The organism is Priestia sp. HNGD-A6 (assembly GCF_045784335.1).
In the GTDB taxonomy this organism is placed as follows: Bacteria; Bacillota; Bacilli; order Bacillales; family Bacillaceae_H; genus Priestia; species Priestia zanthoxyli.
In genome coordinates this window covers 2,803,836-2,823,595 of sequence record NZ_CP138621.1, presented here as the reverse complement: position 1 = coordinate 2,823,595, position 19,760 = coordinate 2,803,836, and the positions used below count along the sequence as shown (strand labels likewise).

Genomic DNA, 19,760 nt, shown 5'->3' with positions numbered 1-19,760 from the left:
CCCTTCTATAGAAGCGTAAATACAATGGCAATACCTGCACCAATAGCAAATGCCGTCAGAAACGCTTCTGCTCCTTTTGATAATCCAGACAGTAAATGTCCCGCCATTAAATCTCGCACTGCATTGGTAATCGATAACCCAGGAACGAGAGGCATAACGGATCCAATAATAATTTTATCAATTTGCGTTCCTAGTCCTGAAGCGACTAAAAGAGCTGATAAAAGTCCAATAACTAACGAAGCGGTAAACTCAGCAAAAAAGCGAATCGGAATAAGACGGTGGAAATACACCACGGTTAAAAATCCGAGACCTCCTGAAAACATCGCTGGAATAAAGTCCGTCCATAAACCTTGAAACATGATTAAAAAGCATCCGCTAGAAATGGATGCAGCTGCAAGTTGAACCCATAGTGGAAAAGCTACGTTCGTTGCTTCAATTTCTTGTAGCATTTCATACGCTTCCTCCAAGGAGATGTTTCCTTGACTGATGGTTCTTGAGACGCTATTTACCATAGTTACTTTTTTTAAATCGGTCGTTCGTTCGGAAATACGAATTAACTTCGTTTTCGTCGGTTCTTTCGTTTCAAGTGAAAACATAATCCCTGTTGGCGTCACATAGCTGTGGGATTTTTTTATACCGTAAGACGCTGCAATCCGCATCATTGTGTCTTCTACTCGATACGTTTCTGCTCCGCTTTCTAACATAATTTTACCTGCTAGTAAGCTAACGTCCATAATTTCATATTTATCTAATTTTTGTTGTGTCATCAAATCGCTCCAAACATATTAAAGCTTGGTTTTTTCCCCTACAGCATACAGTGTATAAGAAAGAGGGAAGTGGACGCAATGGTTAATGCAAAAAAGTGTGGACTTTTTGTCTCACACTTTCAGGAATAGTATATACATTCCTTATCAATTCATACGTTTTGTGGTCTCACGCTCTACTAATACAGGTGCCATTTTATACTGTACCTGATCTATTTCTTGCTGATCCTGAATTTGCTGAAGTAAGAGGTTTACTGCTTTTTCAGCCATTTTTTCCATCGGTTGACGGATGGTTGTTAGCGGAGGTTGCGCTTCACTAGCTTCTGTAATATCATCAAACCCTATAACAGACAAATCCGCTGGAACGTGAAGTCCGTTTTGCCACGCACAGTGTATCACTTTCAGAGCAATGTAATCCGTAGCACAAATAAGCGCAGTTGGGGGCTCTGGATGATGAGCTAGCTCATTTATAAACTGATATAGTTCATCTGAGTTATTCATATCTTCTTTCACAAACTTTGCGTTTGCTGACGGTACATATTGATAAAAAAGAGACAGACGGTGCTCCACTCCGCTTACAGCTTTTCCAACGAACCCGATATTATTATGGCCAAGGTCCGTTAAGTGAGCAACAGCTAATTGCATTCCCACCGCATCATCTACATGTACAATTGGCCAAAGTGCAGAAGAGCCGTCTCCTGTAAGAGAAACGTAAGGCGTTTGATATTGTTTTAATACGTCTACAAACGGATGCGGAGCGGCTACATAATCTAATAAAATGACTCCATCAAACCAATGATTCATCATCACATTTAATTGACGCTCAGCCGTTGTTTCTTGGTAATCCGTATGGCCAATAAGAACGTCCATCCCTCGACTTTGAACTTGCTGCTGTACCTTTTTTAACAGCTCGATTAAAAATGGGTCTTTTAAATCTCTAATTAATATCCCGATAATCCCTGTTTTTTGGGCCCGCAGAGCTGCCGCAAATGGATTTGTCTGATACCCTAAATGAGCTGCTGCTTTTAGTACTTTTTGTTTTGTTTTTTCACTGATTTTAATTTTACCGTCTTTATTATTGAAGATTCTTGATACCGTAGCTAATGAAACACCCGCTTCTTTTGCTACTTCTGTAATCGTGACTTTTTTTCTCCCCATTCGTACCGACTCCTATTTCCTTTTAGTCTATCGACCAAGTAAACATTTTTCTTTATTATACTACTAGAAGTCGGAACCACCCAAAACTACCTTCCCTACTTTTCACTAAACAGCCACTTTAACACATCTTGAATTTTTTGATCCCAATATGCCCAGTCGTGACTTCCTTTTCCTTCTTCATATGTAAAACAAATAGGCTCTTGCTTACATCGCTCGGAAAAACGTTTATTTTCCTGATATAAAAAATCTTCCGTTCCACAGCATTGATAAATACGCGGAGTCACTTCTCCATAGCGCCGGCGATTTTCAAGCAGCCAGAAAAGATCATCCTCAGGTCTAATAACAGGCGGCATGCCAAAAATCAAAGGATAATCTAGGAACTGAACTTCCCCTCGCTCTCCCAGCCCTTCAATGTCCATCACTCCTGATAAACTGGCAGCTGCAGAAAATTGATGTGGTTTGCGAAACGCCCATTTTAAAGCGCCGTACCCTCCCATAGAAAGACCAGCCACAAAATTATCTTCTCTTTTTTCCGATAACGGAAAGAATGACCTAGCCAATTGAGGAAGTTCTTCTGTTACAAACGTCCAATACTTCTTTCCATAAGCCATATCTCTATAAAAGCTACGATCTACATTTGGCATTACAACTGCAAGTCCTAATTCTGATGCGTAGCGTTCAATCGAAGTTCTTCTCATCCATATCGTATGATCATCAGAAAGACCGTGTAATAAATAGAGCGTAGGGTGTTTCTCACTTCTTGTATTAGTTTGTAAACCAATCTGAGATTTTGTTTGCTGCGGTATCAAAACGTTCATTGAAGTACTTATTTGCAATACTTCTGAAAAAAAATCACATTGAATAAACGCCATATTTCTCTTCCCCCTTACTTTTTCTTCCCTATTGATTGATAACAAAACGTACATAATTCATATAAAAGTTAAAAAATAGTTTGATTATTTACAATTTTTAGTTTAACATAAAAACATCTTTTATGAAAACGTTTTACGTATAACGTTTTTTTAAATTAAAATAGTGAACGCGATTCAAAGGAGGAATTTATATGGGGATAGTAAAAGTAACTTCTGACGAGTATAAAGAGCAAAAAGGAAATCTATTTTTTGTTATTTTCATTTCATGTGCAGCTGCTTTTGGAGGGTTACTTTACGGCTATGACACAGCCGTCATTTCAGGGGCTATTGGATTGATGGAAGTGCATTTTAATCTCAGTCCAACGATGGTAGGTTTTGTTGTATCCAGTTTGCTGCTCGGGGGTGCCGTTGGGGTACTTTCTTCAGGAAAACTGAGTGATCGATTCGGTAGAAAAGGTATCTTGCTTTTAGCAGCTTCTTTATTTATCGTATCCGCAATTATGCAAGCGCTATCTTCAACCATCTCTTTTGTGATTATTTCTCGAATTATTGGAGGGCTAGGCATTGGTATGGCCTCCGTTCTTTCTATTACCTATATTTCTGAAATAGCCCCTCCGCACATGCGCGGCCGCTTAGGCTCTCTTTATCAATTTGCTGTTGCCGTTGGGATTGTTTCTGTCTATTTTGTAAATGACTACATTTTATCTATTGGGGAAGACGCATGGCAGAATTCCACAGGATGGCGCTACATTATCGGTGCTTCTGGGATTCCAGCTCTTTTATTTCTTCTTATCCTTTCTCCTGTTCCTGAAAGTCCGAGGTGGCTAGTAAAAGCAAACCGCACTGTAGAAGCTATGGACATTTTAATTAAAATCAATGGTACACACATTGCACGCCAAGAGCTGTATCATATTGAGCAATCGTTAAAAGAAAATCAACCGGCTTCTCTTTCGCTTTTTAAAGAGGCAGGCCTTCGAAAAGCGTTGCTTATTGGTATTCTACTTGCAGCCTTTCAACAGCTTGTCGGAATCAATGCCATTATTTATTACGCCCCGCAAGTTTTTGAAGCAGCTGGAGCTAGAGGAGATTTATCGCTCCTTGTTACGTCTATGATTGGTGTAGCTGCCTTTTTAGGCGTTCTTTGTTCCATGTGGCTTATCGACCGGATTGGCCGCAAAGCTTTATTACTTATTGGCACAGCCGGTATGGCCGTTACGCAGCTTCTCGTTTCTTTTGGATTTCATTCACAGGGTACTGAAGGCTTGACTACTAGTTTACTTATTGTTTTTTATTTATTTCTTTTTAATATTTCTATGGGGCCTGTTGTATGGGTTGTGATTTCTGAAATTTTTCCTAATCATGCGAGAGGCTATGCAATGTCTATTTCTACCTTTTTCTTGTGGATAGCTAATTGGTTTGTGTCTCAGTTTTTTCCTATTCTTTGGAACAAAGCTGGAGGATCTTTTACCTTTTTATCTTTTATGATTATGTGTATCGCTTCATTTTTGTTTATATGGAAGTGGGTTCCAGAAACAAAAGGAAAGTCACTTGAAGAAATTGAACATATATGGAAGTAAGGGAAGAGGTTGGGGTATATCTAAATGAATCCAATCTAAAGAAAAACAAATGGGATACATGAGCTAAACGGCTTATGACACCGTAGTTGATTTCCGTGCAAGACTTCGCTTTCCGCGGGAGTCTTCATCTCGCCCTCCAATCAACTACTAGAAGAATTTAAACAGATGAAAACTATGTTCACCCTAACAAAAAAACCGAACCACTAATCAAAAATTTTGATCAATGGTTCGGTTTTACTTTGTCTAAAATACTTTCGTCCCAGCCTCTTCTTTTTATCGAATTTGTCCATCTCCGTAAATAATATATTTTAATGTTGTTAATTCCTTTAATCCCATTGGTCCACGCGCATGAAGCTTTTGTGTACTAATTCCGATTTCTGCCCCGAAACCAAACTCTTCTCCGTCCGTAAACCTCGTCGAAGCATTCACATAAACAGCAGCTGAATTAACGCGCTGTAAAAAACGCTGAGCATGAGCATAATTTGTTGTTACAATCGCTTCAGAATGATGTGAACTATGAACATTAATATGGGAAATCGCTTCATCGATATCATCTACGATTTTAACTGCCATGATGAAATCCAAATATTCTTTCTTCCAATCCTCATCCCCTGCTGGAACAAGATCTGGAACGATTGTGAGCGCACGTTCATCACCGCGTACTTCTACATCTTTCTCTCGTAGCGCTTGAACAATAATCGGCAAAAATTCATGAGCCGCCCGTTCATGAATAATCAGCTTTTCGGCTGAGTTGCACACCGCTGGACGAGATGTTTTTGCATTAATGACAATACTGGCTGCCATGTCACGGTCATATTCTTCATCAACATAAATGTGGCAGTTCCCGGTTCCTGTCTCAATAACAGGAACCGTTGCATTTTTTACCACCGCTTCAATTAAACCAGCACCGCCTCGAGGAATTAATACATCGATATATTCATTTAGCTTCATTAACTCCAGTGCTGTTTCTCTCGACGTATCTTCAATAAGCTGTACGCTATGCTCAGGAAATCCTGCACTTGCCGCAGCTTGGGATAATACAGAAACAATCGCTTGATTCGAATGAAATGCCTCACTGCCTCCGCGCAAAATAACCGCATTTCCTGCTTTTAAGCATAAGCCTGCTGCATCACATGTAACGTTTGGACGCGCTTCATAAATAATTCCTATGACACCAATAGGTACACGCTGCTGCCCAATTTGTAAGCCATTTGGTCGTTTAGCCATAGACAGCACTTCTCCTACCGGATCTGCAAGCGCAGCTACTTGGCGCAGGCCGTCTGCCATTCCATGAATCCGCCCTTCATTTAAAGATAGGCGATCCAACATCGCTTTTGACGTGCCTTTTTGAACGGCTTTTTCTACGTCTAATTCATTTGCTTTTAAAATTGTCTCTTGTTGATCCAATAGAGCAGCCGCCATTTTATAAAGTGCCTGCTGTTTTTGTTCGCTCGTTACATTTCCTAAGAAATAAGAGGCTTCTTTTGCCTGCTTTCCTTTAAGCTGCAATTCACTCATTTCATTACTCCTTCAGCTTGTTTTAAGAATAACGTTCCAATTTCTTGGCCTTCAATAATATCTCGCAAAATACTTGGTTCTTTCCCATTTGCTAGGATTAAGCTCACGCCTGCACTTGTAGCTGTTTTAGCAGCGGTCAGTTTTGTGACCATTCCGCCTGTTCCAACGTCAGTTCCACTATCTCCAGCAAAATTCTCAAGCTCCGGCGTGATGCCATCTATTACTTTCATTAATTTAGAGTTAGGGTTTTTTGTGGGATCTGAATCAAAGAAACCGTCAATATCAGATAAAATAACAAGTAAATCTGCGTGAATCAAAACTGAAACAATGGCGGATAAATTATCGTTATCTCCAAAACGCACGATGTTTTCAATCTCATCGATGGCAACTGTATCGTTTTCATTCACAATAGGAATCACTTTGTCTTCAATTAATTTTTCAAACGTGTTCACAACGTTATTGCGCACATGTTCATCTTCGATTACATCTTTTGTTAACAGTACTTGACCAACAATGTGACTATACTCACCAAAGAATTTACTATAGATATGCATAAGCTCACACTGCCCGACAGAGGCTGCTGCTTGTTTTTCTCGAATAGAAGTTGGTTTTTCTTTTAACTTTAGTTTTTTTACTCCCACTTGAACGGCACCTGATGTAACAAGCACAACTTCTTTTCCTGCATTCATTAAATCAGATAAAACACGCGCTAGTTTTTCAATGCGTGCTAAGTTAATATCTCCGTTATCATAGGTCAACGTAGATGTCCCTACTTTGACTACGATACGCTTGCTATTTTGTAACTCTTGACGATGCTTCACTCATTTCATCTCCCTAACTAAAAACACCTAAATGCGTACTAATTTTTTTAAAAATTATAGCAGAGATTATGTGAAAAGTCTTATAGTTTTTCAAAGGGAATTTGAACTTTCTAATTTTTTAAATAATTAAGGGAAAAACTGGTGATAAAAGCGCTTTCTTCTTTTATAATGAAAGTTGTAAGGGGAACACACAATTACATAACGTTGTGTAGTAGTACAAACATCAGACAACTAAGGGATAGGGGGATTTGTAATGAATGCGGTTACGATTGTTATTGGATCTATCTGTATTTTAATGATTGCGTATCGGCTTTATGGAACATTCATGGCTGTTAAGGTCTTGAAACTAAACGATGCGCAAAAAACGCCGGCACATGAGCTTGAAGATGGAAAAGATTACGTGCCAACCAATCGATGGGTAACATTTGGTCATCACTTTGCAGCTATTGCAGCTGCGGGTCCGCTTGTTGGACCTATTTTAGCAGCTCAGTTTGGCTATTTGCCCGGACTGCTCTGGCTTTTAATCGGAGCTGTAATCGGAGGAGCCGTTCACGATGCAGTTGTGTTATTTGCATCTATGCGCCAAAAAGGCCAGTCGCTTTCAGAAGTGGCTAAAAAAGAGCTAGGACCCGTCGCTGGTTTTTGTACAGGTTTAGCTATGCTTTTTATCATTACCATTACAATGGCCGGTTTATCTATGGTCGTGTTACACGCCCTTGAGAAAAATCCTTGGGGTACATTCGCTGTTGGAATTACCATTCCGATCGCAATGGGGGTAGGTATTTACCACAAAAAAACAGGTAATTTAAAAGCGGCTTCTACCGTCGGCTTCATTTTAATTTTAATTGCCGTATTTAGCGGTCCTTATATTCAAGGAACAGCTTTAGGAGATTTTTTAACGCTAGATATTAAAACACTTTCAATTATTCTTCCCGTTTATGCATTTTTTGCAGCGGCCTTGCCCGTTTGGCTGCTTTTAGCACCTCGAGATTACTTAAGCAGCTTTATGAAAATTGGTGTCTTTATCGCGCTGATTGTAGGCGTGTTTTTCGTAAATCCATCAATTCCATTTCCTGCAGTTACTGAATTTATTCACGGAGGCGGCCCTATTTTAGCAGGACCTGTGTGGCCGTTTATTTCCATTACGATCGCCTGCGGTGCTATTTCTGGCTTCCATGCATTTGTTGGTTCAGGAACAACCCCTAAGATGCTCGATCGTTGGAGTGACATTAAAGTTGTAGGCTTCGGCGCGATGTTAGTCGAATGCTTAGTAGGAATTATGGCATTAATTGCCGCAACTGCTTTACATCCTGGAGACTATTTTGCAATCAACTCTACACCTGAAGTATTCAAAACGCTTGGCATGAACGTAACGGCTCTTCCTCAGCTTAGCCAAGAAATTGGCCTAAACTTAGAAGGCCGTACAGGCGGCGCTGTTACACTGGCTGTAGGAATGACGTATATTTTCACGGAAATTCCTTGGTTCAGCCACCTGTCTTCTTACTTTTTTCAATTCGTTATTATGTTTGAAGCAGTGTTTATTTTGACTGCTATCGACGCGGGTACACGCGTTTCCCGCTATTTAATTCAAGACTTTTTCGGTGAATTTTATAAGCCATTGAAGCGAGTAGACTGGCTTCCTGGGTCCATTTTTGCAAGTGCCCTAGCCTGTTTTATGTGGGGATACTTATTGTTCTCAGGAGATATTGGCTCAGTTTGGGCGCTGTTCGGCGTATCGAATCAGTTAATGGCATCCATTGGTTTAATTATTGGTGCAACCGTTATTCTTAGAATTGCAGATAAGCGCTCCTATATGCTTACTTGTCTTATTCCACTAGCCTACCTTTACGTAACGGTTAACTACGCGGGTTATTGGATGGTTAAGAATGTGTATTTAAATGAAGCTGCGGCAGGTTACAGCATATTAAATGCGACTCTTTCAATCATCATGCTTATACTCGGTCTCATTATTATGATTGCCGCGATTCAAAAATGGACGCAGCTTTGGCGCACGCCTCAGGCTGAACTAGCGGCGAAAGCAAACTTATCACAAAATATATAAAACGAACACGCTTGCTTATATAAGCAAGCGTGTTTTTGATATGGTAATAGCCTGTCAAAATAATTGCACACCAGGCATTTTTATTATTAAACTAAATATACTATACAGAAAATTTTTAAAATAGTTCGTACACTTCACATGCTTATAACCCCCACTGACTACATCTCAAAATTAACACTTTAAATTATAATAATTATAATTTAGTATTGATTTTTTATTTAAAAATGTTATTATTATTTCTAACATAATAAAATTCAAATAAGAGGTGGTTCTAAGATGACAACAAACAAGAATAACTTAACGACTAGTTGGGGATCTCCGGTTGGAGATAATCAAAATTCGATGACCGCTGGTTCACGCGGACCTACTTTAATTCAAGATGTTCACCTTTTAGAGAAATTAGCCCATTTTAACCGAGAGCGTGTTCCTGAACGCGTCGTACACGCAAAAGGCGCCGGTGCCCACGGTTATTTTGAAGTGACAAACAATGTTTCAGCCTATACAAAAGCAGCTTTCCTTTCTGAAGTAGGAAAACGAACACCTCTATTTGTTCGCTTTTCAACAGTAGCTGGTGAAAACGGCTCAGCAGATACCGTTCGCGACCCTCGCGGATTTGCTGTTAAATTTTATACAGAAGAAGGCAACTACGACTTAGTCGGAAATAATACACCTGTATTTTTCATCCGAGATGCGATTAAATTTCCCGATTTTATTCATACACAAAAACGCGATCCACGCACGCATTTGAAAAACCCGACGGCCGTGTGGGATTTCTGGTCTTTATCTCCTGAATCTTTGCATCAAGTTTCTATTTTAATGTCTGATCGCGGTATCCCGGCAACGTTACGCCATATGCATGGATTTGGCAGCCATACATTTAAATGGGTTAATGCCGAAGGAGATGGCGTTTGGGTAAAATATCACTTTAAAACAGAGCAAGGCGTGAAAAATCTGTCTCCAGACGTAGCCGCAAAGCTAGCTGGTGAAAATCCAGATTATCATACTGAAGATCTATTTAATGCCATTGAAAAAGGCGATTTCCCTTCATGGAAGCTGTACGTTCAAATTATGCCATTAGAAGACGCTGATACGTATCGCTTTGATCCGTTTGACGTAACAAAGGTTTGGTCACAAAAAGACTATCCGTTAATTGAAGTAGGTCGCATGGTCTTGGACCGAAATCCAGAAAATTATTTTGCCGAAGTGGAGCAAGCTACATTCTCACCTGGAACGCTTGTACCGGGAATTGACGTATCACCTGATAAAATGCTGCAAGGTCGACTATTCGCATACAGCGATGCACATCGCTACCGCGTGGGTGCTAACCATCAAGCGCTACCTATTAACCGTCCGCGCAATGAAGTAAATAACTATCAGCGTGATGGTCAAATGCGCTTTGACGATAACGGCGGCCGTTCTGTTTACTATGAGCCAAACAGCTTTGGCGGTCCGACAGAATCTCATGAAAACAAACAAGCGGCATACCCTGTTTCAGGCGTTGCCGATAGTGTTTCATATGATCATAACGACCATTACACGCAAGCAGGTGACTTATACCGCCTTCTAAGCGAAGACGAGCGTACACGACTAGTTGCAAACATCGTTGAAGCTATGAAGCCTGTAGAAAAAGAAGAGATTAAACTGCGTCAAATTCAGCACTTCTACAAAGCGGATCCAGAGTATGGAACACGCGTTGCAGACGGTTTAGGATTGTCTGTTCCGCAGCAAGTAAAATAAAGATATCAGTTTTCCTAATGAGAAAATAAAGGTGTTTTTCTCATTTTAGATTTTCGTTTATTCTCAATTAGTTTAACATTTTATCACTAAATAAGTATCCATATTTTATGGATACTTATTTAAATTCTTGTAAAAAGAGGAAGGGATGAAGAAATGATTGGACAAGAAATAAGATGTAATCAGTGTCATAGAGAAATAAAAGTACTAAAGCACAGTACACTTTGCGGTTGCGGAATAAAATTACGAACGCTAAAAAAAGAGAAGCAACCAGCATAATGAGGTTGCTTCTCTTTTTTACTAGATATGCTGTTTATATTCACTCACATTAAAGAGTAATCGTTACTTTAAATAAATCTCCGTCAATTTCAATATTCAATTCTCCTCCGTGCAAATCAATAATTGACTTAGCAATAGCTAAACCAAGTCCAGAGCCATCGGTTTGTCTTGAGGCGTCCCCTCTTTTAAATCGTTCAAACAGCTCGTCTGCCTGCTCATTTAACTCATATTTACTTACATTTTTAAACGTTAGTTTCACTTGTTCGTTTATTTCTTGAACAGAAATATAGACACGCGTTTGTTCAAGTGAATATTTCAATATGTTCTCTATCAAATTGTCAAATACTCTCCATAATTTTTGACCATCTACAGTAGCAAATATCGGCTTTTGGATAGATTGAATACGAAATTGCAGAGTTGAATCTTTAATTGCTTCATCATATTCAGCTAAAGCCTGATGAAGAAGCTGATTAATATCAATTGTGTCTTTATGCAATTCTACATTTCCACTTGCCATTTTTGATACTTCAAACAAATCATCAATAAGTGTCTGTAAACGTTTTGATTTACGGTCAATAATTTCAACGTAAGCATGTTGTTCGTCCCAAGTAAGATCTTGGGACTTTAGCAACGCTGTATATGTCATAATAGAAGTCAATGGTGTTCTTAAATCGTGACTGACGTTGGTAATTAACTCTGTTTTCAAGCGTTCACTTTTAACTTGAACATGCTGAGATTTTTGAATTTGCTGCTGAATATGATTTATATCTATCGCTGCTTGAGTTAAAGCTGATTTTCCTTTGATAGGTAACGGCCTTTTCCACTCAGCTGTGGCGATTTGATTAATGGAAATAATAATTTTATTTAAATAATTAATTCGTAGCATAAGCAGTATCAAAGTAACCACTCCTATAACACTGCCGACAGCTAAGTATAGTATAGACACTTGTTCTACAAACATAGATCCACTGGTCAATAAAGCTGCAACAGCAAATACCGCAAAAACTAAAAGCAGTACTACAACCATTATATACATGCCAATATGTCTGATAATAAAAATAGATTGAAGAAAATAAATGACTTGATAAACACACGTTCTGTGATATTCTTCTTTTATATCATCTAGTGTGCGCATACGCTGAAACAGTAAAAATACTTGAAGTACCCACAGGCAAATAGCTATGGATATAACTATCATATAAAAGAAAAATATAGCAACATGCTTATATGATTCTAATAAAGAAGTTGGATAGCCGTTCAGAACTAGACTTGATGTGAAAAATGAGTACAAAAGAAAAACAATTATACACATATCTAAAGGTACTTTTTTATAAATCCTCTGTACGGCATTTTGTCTTGTTATTTCTTTTAAACGTCCGGTTATTGTTCTTTTATAAATAAAGTAAACTATTAACAGAGCTATTATTCCTGACAATGCATACACGAGAAATACTACATTTTGGTGATGGTAATAGTTATATTCATCAAATAAAGAACTACTGAAAGCTTCTTTTTCAGGAACAGCAATTATACCCGTAAACTTCTGCTTTAAATACCGGTTTGGAATCTCTGAGTCTGTCTCACTGCTTAACAATGAATTTTTATATTCATCTAGTTGAAACACAAGGGGTGATTGAGCTGAATAGGTATGTTTATACAACATATTTTTTTGTTTTACTAATTGATTAACGTTTTCCTTGCTTGCATTTTGGATGTTCGTATATATTTTTTGTGTGTTTCTATCTTTCAAATAATACATGATGTCTTTTTTATATTGAGATAATGGTTTTTGCCGATCAAAAGCTTCATCATAAATTCTCGTTATTTCGAATTCTTTATTTTTTGCTATTTTTTCTCGAACAAATTGATCATCTTGAAACTTTTTTTGAATGTTTTTAACTTCTAGATCCCGCTGCTTTACATAGGCATCTTCAACTTTTTTACTCTTTGCTTGCTTAGCGTCTTCTATTTTTTCTTCATATTTATCGTGTACGTTTTGTATTTGTTCCGTTAAGTTTCCTTCTGCATATCGATACGACTCAATTTCTTCTTCTGTTATCGTATTTGCGTTAACGGTATTTTTATTCTTGGATGTCAATTCTAAGAGGTAAAGATCATTTGTAAAACGATCTATTTCTTTTTGGAAGTCTTCTGATTTTACATAGGTACTTTTTTGTAAGTAGTTTGCTTTTACTAGGTTATGCATGCTGCCAATAGAAGAAATGGTTGCTCCTAAACCAAATAAAAACAAGATAATACCTATAGCTGAAATAACGCTATTTTTCCATTTTATATCCAAGTCCCCACACAACCTTTACATATCTCGGATTTTTTGGTTCAATCTCAATTTTTTCTCTTATTTTTCTAATGTGCACTGCTACCGTATTTTCTGCGTTGTAGCCGGGTTCATTCCATACGCGCTCATAAATATCATGTATGGAAAAAACTCTTCCTGCATTTTTCATTAATAATTCTACAATTTTATACTCAATGGGAGTGAGCTTAATGAATTCCCCATCAAGAGTGACGGACTTAGCCTCAATATCAAGTACAAGACCTCGGATATTAATCGTCTTTGTTTCTTCATAGGTACCTAATGTCACATATCTTCTTAACTGTGATTTAACTCTTGCTATCAGTTCTAATGGATTAAAAGGTTTTGTCACATAATCGTCTGCTCCTACCTGCAGACCAAGCACTTTATCGGCATCTTCGCTTTTAGCACTCAGCATAATAATCGGGATATTTTTTTGTTCTCGAATTTTAAACGTTGTTGAAATGCCGTCTTGCCTTGGCATCATAATATCCAGAATAATCAAGTGAACTTTTTCTTTATTTAGTATCTCTATGGCTTCGATTCCATCTTTGGCCGTAAAGACTTTAATACCTTCATTTTTTAAATAAATAGCAATACCATTGCGGATTTCTTGCTCATCATCTACAACTAAAACCACATATTCGTTCATTGATTTCTCACACTCCTTTCAAAAGTATATCATGGGTCATTTCGTCTATGGGTTTTATTGTAAACTGCATTTCTTAAGAAAAAAGAAGGGGGAATCTTAAGATTTTCTTAAGCATCATATATTGAAAAAGGTTTAAGGAATAGGGATAACAGGAACGTTAAAAGAAAAAATATAATCAATTCCTCATTTGATTCTAAAGAACTATCCGTGAGCGATTATATCTTTTTATTTAAAAGGAGGATGATTTAACTTGGAACGGAATCATACAATTATGCAATTTTTCGAATGGCATGTGCCAGCTGATGGCGAGCATTGGAAACGCCTCAAAGAGCTCGCTCCTCAACTAAAAGAACAAGGAATTGATTCCGTGTGGATTCCCCCGGTTACAAAAGGTGTTTCATCAGAGGATAATGGCTACGGCGTTTACGACTTATATGATCTTGGCGAGTTTGATCAAAAAGGAACCGTTCGTACAAAGTATGGAACCAAGCAAGAGCTGCATGAAGCAATTGATGCCTGTCATAATCACGGAATTAATGTCTATGTTGATATTGTGATGAATCATAAAGCTGCAGCGGATGAAAAAGAAACCTTCCACGTCATTGAAGTAGACCCCATGAACCGAACAGAAGAGATTTCTGAACCCTTTGAAATTGAAGGGTGGACAAAGTTTACATTTGAAGGGCGCGGCGATCAATATTCTTCTTTCAAATGGAACTTTAATCATTTTAATGGCACTGATTACGATGATAAAAATGGAAAAGAAGGTGTGTTTCGTATTGCCGGGGAAAACAAAAGCTGGAACGAAAATGTTGATCAAGAGTTTGGCAACTACGATTATTTAATGTTTGCGAATATTGATTACGACCACCCTGAAGTTCGAGAAGAAATGATCAAATGGGGAAAATGGTTAGCAGACACCCTGCAGTGCGACGGTTACCGATTAGACGCCATTAAACATATTAACCATGATTTTATTAAAGAGTTTGCTCACGAATTGTCCTCTTCTCAAGAAAAGCCATTTTATTTTGTGGGAGAGTTTTGGAATCCAGAATTAACAACCTGTCAGGAATTTTTAGACGTTATTGATTATCAAATTGATTTGTTTGACGTATCGCTGCATTACAAACTGCATGAAGCCTCTCAGCAAGGAAGAGATTTTGATTTAACCACAATTTTTGATGATACATTGGTTAAGACTCATCCGTTGAATGTTGTCACATTTGTAGATAACCATGACTCTCAGCCAAATGAATCTTTAGAATCTTGGGTAGAAGATTGGTTCAAACAAAGTGCTTACGCTCTAATTTTACTTCGTGAAGACGGCTATCCTTGTGTATTTTACGGAGACTATTTTGGGATAGGTGGAGAGCATCCAATTGAGGGAAAAGAAAAAGATATTTCTGCTCTCTTGCACGTACGCTATGACAAAGCATACGGACAGCAAGACGATTATTTTGATCACCCGAATACCATTGGATGGGTAAGGCATGGTGTAGAGGAATTTGAGAAGTCTGGATGCGCTGTGGTGATGTCAAACGGCGAAGACGGAGAAAAGAGAATGTTCGTCGGCGAACACCGAAGCGGACAAACGTGGATCGACTTCACAAAGAACCGAGAAGACCAAGTTGTGATTGAAGAAGACGGCTACGGACACTTCCCTGTAAATGGCGGCTCTGTATCCGTTTGGGCTGAAGCATAAAAAAACAGTGGCCTGCGCCACTGTTTTTTTACCATAGACCTAGCAGTTTCCACCACAAGCCGCCAATTCCAATCCAAATGATAATATGAATAATTGAAATTAAAAAGCCGAGCGACCACCATTTTTGCTGCGTTACATATCCACTACCGAAGAACACCGGTGCCGGTCCACTGCCGTAGTGAGTTAAACAGCCAAATAAATTGCTAAAGAACGCTAAAATTAATGCTGACAGTAACGGAGGCGCACCAGCGGCCACGATGACAGATAAAAATGCTGCGTACATAGCGCTGACGTGAGCCGTGTTACTCGCAAAAAAGTAGTGAGAATAAAAATATGCAATAGCTAGTACAATCAACGCCGTCATCCAAGACATATGACTAACAGTGCCTTTCATCAGATCACTGAACCAAGGAATCATGCCTAGATCATTTAAGAAAGTTGCCATCATAACCAAAACAGCAAACCAGACTAATGTATCCCATGCTCCCTGTTCTTTTTTGATGTCCGACCAGCTTAACACTTGCGTTAAAAGCAGCGCACATAGACCAATAAAAGCAGTTGTTGTTGCATTAATATTTAAATTAGCGCCAAAAATCCACAGCACAAGAAGAAGTAAAAATACGCCAATCATGTACCATTCTTCTTTCTTTAGCGGACCCATTTCATTTAGTTTTTTTGCTGCAATTTCAGATGCTTCCGGCGTTTCTTTTAATTCTGGCGGATACAGCTTATAAATAACGAGCGGAATAACAATTAAACTAATAATTCCAGGCACGATTGCAGCCGCTGCCCATCCAACCCATGAAATAGTCTTTCCTGTAATTTGTTCTGTCATTTTAACAGCAAGAGGATTGGCCGCCATTGCCGTTACGAACATAGCCGATGTAATCATATCTCCTTGAAACGATACTTTTGTTAAAAAAGCACCGACTCTGCGCTCCGTACCGTCTCCAGTTCTCGATCCGTATGTTTCAGATAAAGAACGAATGATTGGAAGAATAATTCCTCCAGCTCGTGCTGTATTAGACGGCATTGCAGGTGATAAAATTAAATCACTTACGATAAGAGAATACGATAGTCCCAACGTCTTTTTACCGAACAAACGGACAAAGATATAGGCAACCCTTGTTCCTAGACCAGTCTTAATAAAACCTCTAGAAATAAAGAATGCAATAACGATCAACCAAATCGTTGTATTTTGAAAACCGCTGAGCGATTGTTCAAGTGTTAATGTATTAGTTAATACAATAATGGTTAAAGATAAAATAGCTACACTGCCTAATGGCAATGGTTTAATGATAAGACCTACGATAGTAGCCACAAAAATAGCGAATAAGTGCCAAGCCTTCACATCAAGTCCGGACGGAGGTGTAATAAACCATAAAATAAGTCCGATTGCCAGACAAATTAATAAAGGAATAAACTTCACTTCGCCGGCAGGCTTTTTAGTTGTTTCAGCCATAATCTTTCTCCTTTCATGTTTTTAAATAATAATAGTAGTATGCTCTTTCCCCTTCGTACCCAATACTTGTCCCATTTAAAATAAAATAATTGTAAAAATACGTTTCATAAGGATGATATTGTAAATTTGTGAAGTGTTGAGCATAATTCCTTTATTATTTTATCATACATATTGACAATTTTTATCTTTCACCTTCCTTTTATTCCCTTCAAAATAGCTTGTAAGCGTTATTTCATCAAAATAAATAAGCTGCATGAGTTCATCATGCAGCCTTGCATTTAACGATTTACTTTTTGAATAAACACGACTTTGAGATAATCACCTGACTTAAATTCTTTTATTGTTTTAAAATCAGCTGGAAGAGAGAACTGCTCCATCATTTTGTAGCGTTCCCCTTTTTCATTAAAAGCTTTTTCAATAAACGAATGAAATCTTTTCATATCAAAATTACTTGCATTCGTCGAAGCTACAATGACACCATTTGGCTTTGTAAGAGCAATGGCTTCTTTTAATAAATCTTTGTAGTCTTTTGCCGCGCTGAACGTATGCTTTTTCGATTTAGCAAAGCTCGGCGGATCTAGCACCACAAGATCGAACGTCATATTCTTCTTAACTGCATATTTAAAATACTTAAAAACATCTTCCACAATAATGTCCTGTGCTTCGTGATCAATTCCATTTACACTAAATTGCTCAATTGTTTTTGCCAGGCTGCGATTGGCCAAGTCGACACTTGTTGTTTTCGCAGCTCCTCCAAGAGCGGCCGCCACTGAAAATGCGCCTGTATACGAAAACATGTTTAGAACGGTCTTTCCTTTTGCATATTTATCTCGAATCGTTTTACGGACGTCTCGCTGATCTAAAAAGACCCCAACCATCGCTCCGTCATTTAAATAAACGGCAAAACGAATACCATTTTCTCTTACAATTAAAGGGAATTCACCTTTATTTCCTGTGACAAAATCATCTTCTTCAATATACTGCCCTTTTACGTTGAAACGTTTTTTCTGGTACAGCCCTTTAAAGTTAGGCGCAGATTTTAAAGCTTCAATAACGTATTCTTTAAATTGATAAATTCCTTCACTATACCAACTCGTGACGTAATATCCGTCATAATAATCAATGATTAAGCCGCCAATTCCGTCACCTTCACTATTAAATACACGAAAAGCAGTTGTATCTTCAGACGCATAAAAATCGTGACGAGAGGTAATAGCTCGCTGAATTTTTCGTACAAAAAACGCCGCGTCAATTTGTTCACTTTTCTTCTTCGTCAGAATCCATCCGTAGCCTTTGTTTTGTTTTCCATAATAGCCTTTGGCTAAGAATTGATTCTTTGGAGTGACTAAGTTAATAATAACGCCTTCTTCTTGCAGTTTATGACCATCAACAAGCGCATCTTTTTCAATGAGTGGATAACCTTTATTCACTTTTTTAATAAAAGCTTCTTTGGCTATAACTTGTACTTCTTTTCTCATGTGTACACCCTATCTATTTAATTTAGTTCATTCTAGTTTTATCCATTTTACGAGAATAATCTACATTTATCTTAACATAGATAACCGGTAATGTTTCCAGTTACAAAATAGAAAAGCAGAGGATGCCTTGAAGCACCCCCTGCTTGATATGAATGAAAAATGAAATGTATGTTTTATGTTTTAAGATAAAAAATTATGAGCACTCTTGTCCAGTATATGCATCGAACTTAAGCGTCTGCTGCTTGCTTCCGCTCACTAAAGTCACCACGTATACAGTTATTGAGTTTTCTGTTATAAGCTCAATATGATCTACTTTTCCTTCTTGATGTTTTAAAGCAAGAACTTTCACAGCGGTCTCCGTTAACGGCTGAAGCTTATCATGTCTTACATGTGTGATTTCACCCGAAACCGCATCGATTGTAACGGTGTATTCCGTATTATCTTTGATTATTTTTACTGTGAAAATCGCTGCGTTTTGATCATATTCTACCATTTTCACCTTACCTGCATATGTAGCCAATGCAAGATCTTTTGCATCTTGTCTCGTTAATAGCTTCACTGCTTGCTGAGAAGTATTAACTACTTTTCCTGTGAAAGCATCTAACGTTACCGTATATTGAGTGCTATCTTTAAGAATCACTGCGACATACTGACTAGCGGATTCTTTAAACTCTAGACTATATACGTAACCACTATATTGTTTAACAATTGTTTCTTTTATTTTTTGCTCTGATATTAGCTGCAGCTCTTTTTTATTCTCATGAATGACTTTCCCCGTTAGACCATCCACGGTTAGCGTATATTCTACTTTGCCATCTACTACAGTTAACGTATATTCATGCGTTTCTTTGTTAAATGTAATAGATTGAATCGCTCCTGTATACTGCTTAGAAATGGATTCTTTCACTTGATTTTGTGTCCATAACTTCACTTCTTGCTTCTTCACTACTTTTCCAGTGCTTGCGCTTACTTCTACGATTCTTTGCTCAAGGTTATTCGTTACAATTGTAATCACATACACACTTGATTCTTGCTTAAATTCCGTAGATGTGACCGTCCCTTTGCAATCTTGCAGAGCAATACCATTTGCTTGAGCTTGCGAGATACTCACATGTTCAGTTGTCTCTGCTTTCGCTGTCTTCATTTCTGCAGCGTGACTCGTTGTAATAGAGCTAAATGCAACTGCAGCTCCTAAAGCAGATGTAGACAATACTTTTACCCATTTAATCATCTTTACATTTCCTCCTCTTTCACCATTAGACTTTCCGTCTATGGCGTTTTATCTAGTACGCCGTTCATTATGCAAAAGATTTCTGAGAATAAGACGAATAGAAGCTTAAAGTTAGCTGAAGATATAAGAATAGCTA

The 19,760-nt window shown here is 38.1% G+C and carries 14 protein-coding genes; 4 read left to right on the top strand and 10 right to left on the bottom strand.

Annotation, left to right across the window (positions count from 1 at the left end; translation table 11 throughout):
• Positions 1 to 5: 5 nt before the first annotated feature.
• The 3 genes from SCI76_RS14340 to SCI76_RS14330 form a co-directional block, all read right to left on the bottom strand.
• Positions 6 to 767 carry a threonine/serine exporter family protein gene (locus tag SCI76_RS14340; protein WP_013085528.1) on the bottom strand — a complete coding sequence of 254 codons (762 nt, stop codon included), beginning with the start codon at positions 765 to 767 and terminating at the stop codon, positions 6 to 8.
• Positions 768 to 911: 144 nt separating this feature from the next.
• Complete coding sequence (locus SCI76_RS14335; protein WP_048021676.1) at positions 912 to 1,922, bottom strand: LacI family DNA-binding transcriptional regulator; 1,011 nt, start codon at positions 1,920 to 1,922, stop codon at positions 912 to 914.
• 95 nt (positions 1,923 to 2,017) lie between these two features.
• A complete protein-coding gene (locus tag SCI76_RS14330; protein ID WP_047749562.1) occupies positions 2,018 to 2,794 on the bottom strand; it encodes an alpha/beta hydrolase family protein in 777 nt (258 codons plus the stop codon).
• A 191-nt stretch (positions 2,795 to 2,985) separates the two neighbouring features.
• On the opposite strand from SCI76_RS14330, the gene SCI76_RS14325 reads away from it, so the two are divergent.
• On the top strand, positions 2,986 to 4,371 hold the full coding sequence (locus SCI76_RS14325) for a sugar porter family MFS transporter (RefSeq protein ID WP_048021674.1): 1,386 nt from the start codon (positions 2,986 to 2,988) through the stop codon (positions 4,369 to 4,371).
• Positions 4,372 to 4,644: 273 nt separating this feature from the next.
• On the opposite strand, the gene SCI76_RS14320 is transcribed toward SCI76_RS14325, so the two are convergent.
• Positions 4,645 to 5,889, bottom strand: coding sequence for a glutamate-5-semialdehyde dehydrogenase (locus SCI76_RS14320; protein WP_034263707.1), 1,245 nt, complete (start codon positions 5,887 to 5,889; stop codon positions 4,645 to 4,647).
• Entirely contained in the window at positions 5,886 to 6,710 is an 825-nt protein-coding gene (proB, locus tag SCI76_RS14315) for a glutamate 5-kinase (RefSeq protein ID WP_048021671.1), read from the bottom strand. The genes SCI76_RS14320 and proB overlap by 4 nt, the downstream gene beginning before the upstream one ends.
• A gap of 253 nt (positions 6,711 to 6,963) precedes the next feature.
• On the opposite strand from proB, the gene cstA reads away from it, so the two are divergent.
• On the top strand, positions 6,964 to 8,772 hold the full coding sequence (gene cstA, locus SCI76_RS14310; protein ID WP_048021669.1) for a carbon starvation protein CstA: 1,809 nt from the start codon (positions 6,964 to 6,966) through the stop codon (positions 8,770 to 8,772).
• A 276-nt stretch (positions 8,773 to 9,048) separates the two neighbouring features.
• Positions 9,049 to 10,509, top strand: a complete 1,461-nt coding sequence (gene katA / locus SCI76_RS14305; protein ID WP_063248443.1) for a catalase KatA — start codon at positions 9,049 to 9,051, stop codon at positions 10,507 to 10,509.
• Between the two features lie 325 nt (positions 10,510 to 10,834).
• On the opposite strand, the gene SCI76_RS14300 is transcribed toward katA, so the two are convergent.
• A complete protein-coding gene (locus tag SCI76_RS14300) occupies positions 10,835 to 13,084 on the bottom strand; it encodes a histidine kinase dimerization/phospho-acceptor domain-containing protein (RefSeq protein ID WP_048021667.1) in 2,250 nt (749 codons plus the stop codon).
• Complete coding sequence (locus tag SCI76_RS14295) at positions 13,062 to 13,751, bottom strand: response regulator transcription factor (RefSeq protein WP_028411932.1); 690 nt, start codon at positions 13,749 to 13,751, stop codon at positions 13,062 to 13,064. Before SCI76_RS14295 ends, SCI76_RS14300 begins: the two co-directional genes overlap by 23 nt.
• A 250-nt stretch (positions 13,752 to 14,001) precedes the next feature.
• On the opposite strand from SCI76_RS14295, the gene SCI76_RS14290 reads away from it, so the two are divergent.
• A complete protein-coding gene (locus tag SCI76_RS14290) occupies positions 14,002 to 15,453 on the top strand; it encodes an alpha-amylase (RefSeq protein ID WP_048021665.1) in 1,452 nt (483 codons plus the stop codon).
• A 28-nt stretch (positions 15,454 to 15,481) separates the two neighbouring features.
• Here the strand turns inward: SCI76_RS14290 and SCI76_RS14285 are convergent, their stop codons facing one another.
• The 3 genes from SCI76_RS14285 to SCI76_RS14275 form a co-directional block, all read right to left on the bottom strand.
• On the bottom strand, positions 15,482 to 16,915 hold the full coding sequence (locus SCI76_RS14285; protein WP_243495290.1) for an anion permease: 1,434 nt from the start codon (positions 16,913 to 16,915) through the stop codon (positions 15,482 to 15,484).
• Positions 16,916 to 17,193: 278 nt separating this feature from the next.
• A complete protein-coding gene (locus SCI76_RS14280; protein ID WP_028411929.1) occupies positions 17,194 to 18,393 on the bottom strand; it encodes a class I SAM-dependent rRNA methyltransferase in 1,200 nt (399 codons plus the stop codon).
• A 193-nt stretch (positions 18,394 to 18,586) separates the two neighbouring features.
• Positions 18,587 to 19,624, bottom strand: coding sequence for a PepSY domain-containing protein (locus SCI76_RS14275; RefSeq protein WP_048021662.1), 1,038 nt, complete (start codon positions 19,622 to 19,624; stop codon positions 18,587 to 18,589).
• Between the last annotated feature and the right edge of the window lie 136 nt (positions 19,625 to 19,760).

Bases quoted from the DNA above. Each gene is read 5' to 3' on its own strand.
- SCI76_RS14295 (WP_028411932.1), bottom strand. From the start codon at position 13,751: ATGAACGAATATGTGGTTTTAGTTGTAGATGATGAGCAAGAAATCCGC.
- SCI76_RS14280 (WP_028411929.1), bottom strand. From the start codon at position 18,393: ATGAGAAAAGAAGTACAAGTTATAGCCAAAGAAGCTTTTATTAAAAAA.
- SCI76_RS14335 (WP_048021676.1), bottom strand. From the start codon at position 1,922: ATGGGGAGAAAAAAAGTCACGATTACAGAAGTAGCAAAAGAAGCGGGT.
- SCI76_RS14330 (WP_047749562.1), bottom strand. From the start codon at position 2,794: ATGGCGTTTATTCAATGTGATTTTTTTTCAGAAGTATTGCAAATAAGT.
- cstA (WP_048021669.1), top strand. From the start codon at position 6,964: ATGAATGCGGTTACGATTGTTATTGGATCTATCTGTATTTTAATGATT.
- SCI76_RS14325 (WP_048021674.1), top strand. From the start codon at position 2,986: ATGGGGATAGTAAAAGTAACTTCTGACGAGTATAAAGAGCAAAAAGGA.
- katA (WP_063248443.1), top strand. From the start codon at position 9,049: ATGACAACAAACAAGAATAACTTAACGACTAGTTGGGGATCTCCGGTT.
- SCI76_RS14275 (WP_048021662.1), bottom strand. From the start codon at position 19,624: ATGATTAAATGGGTAAAAGTATTGTCTACATCTGCTTTAGGAGCTGCA.
- SCI76_RS14285 (WP_243495290.1), bottom strand. From the start codon at position 16,915: ATGGCTGAAACAACTAAAAAGCCTGCCGGCGAAGTGAAGTTTATTCCT.
- SCI76_RS14320 (WP_034263707.1), bottom strand. From the start codon at position 5,889: ATGAGTGAATTGCAGCTTAAAGGAAAGCAGGCAAAAGAAGCCTCTTAT.
- SCI76_RS14340 (WP_013085528.1), bottom strand. From the start codon at position 767: ATGACACAACAAAAATTAGATAAATATGAAATTATGGACGTTAGCTTA.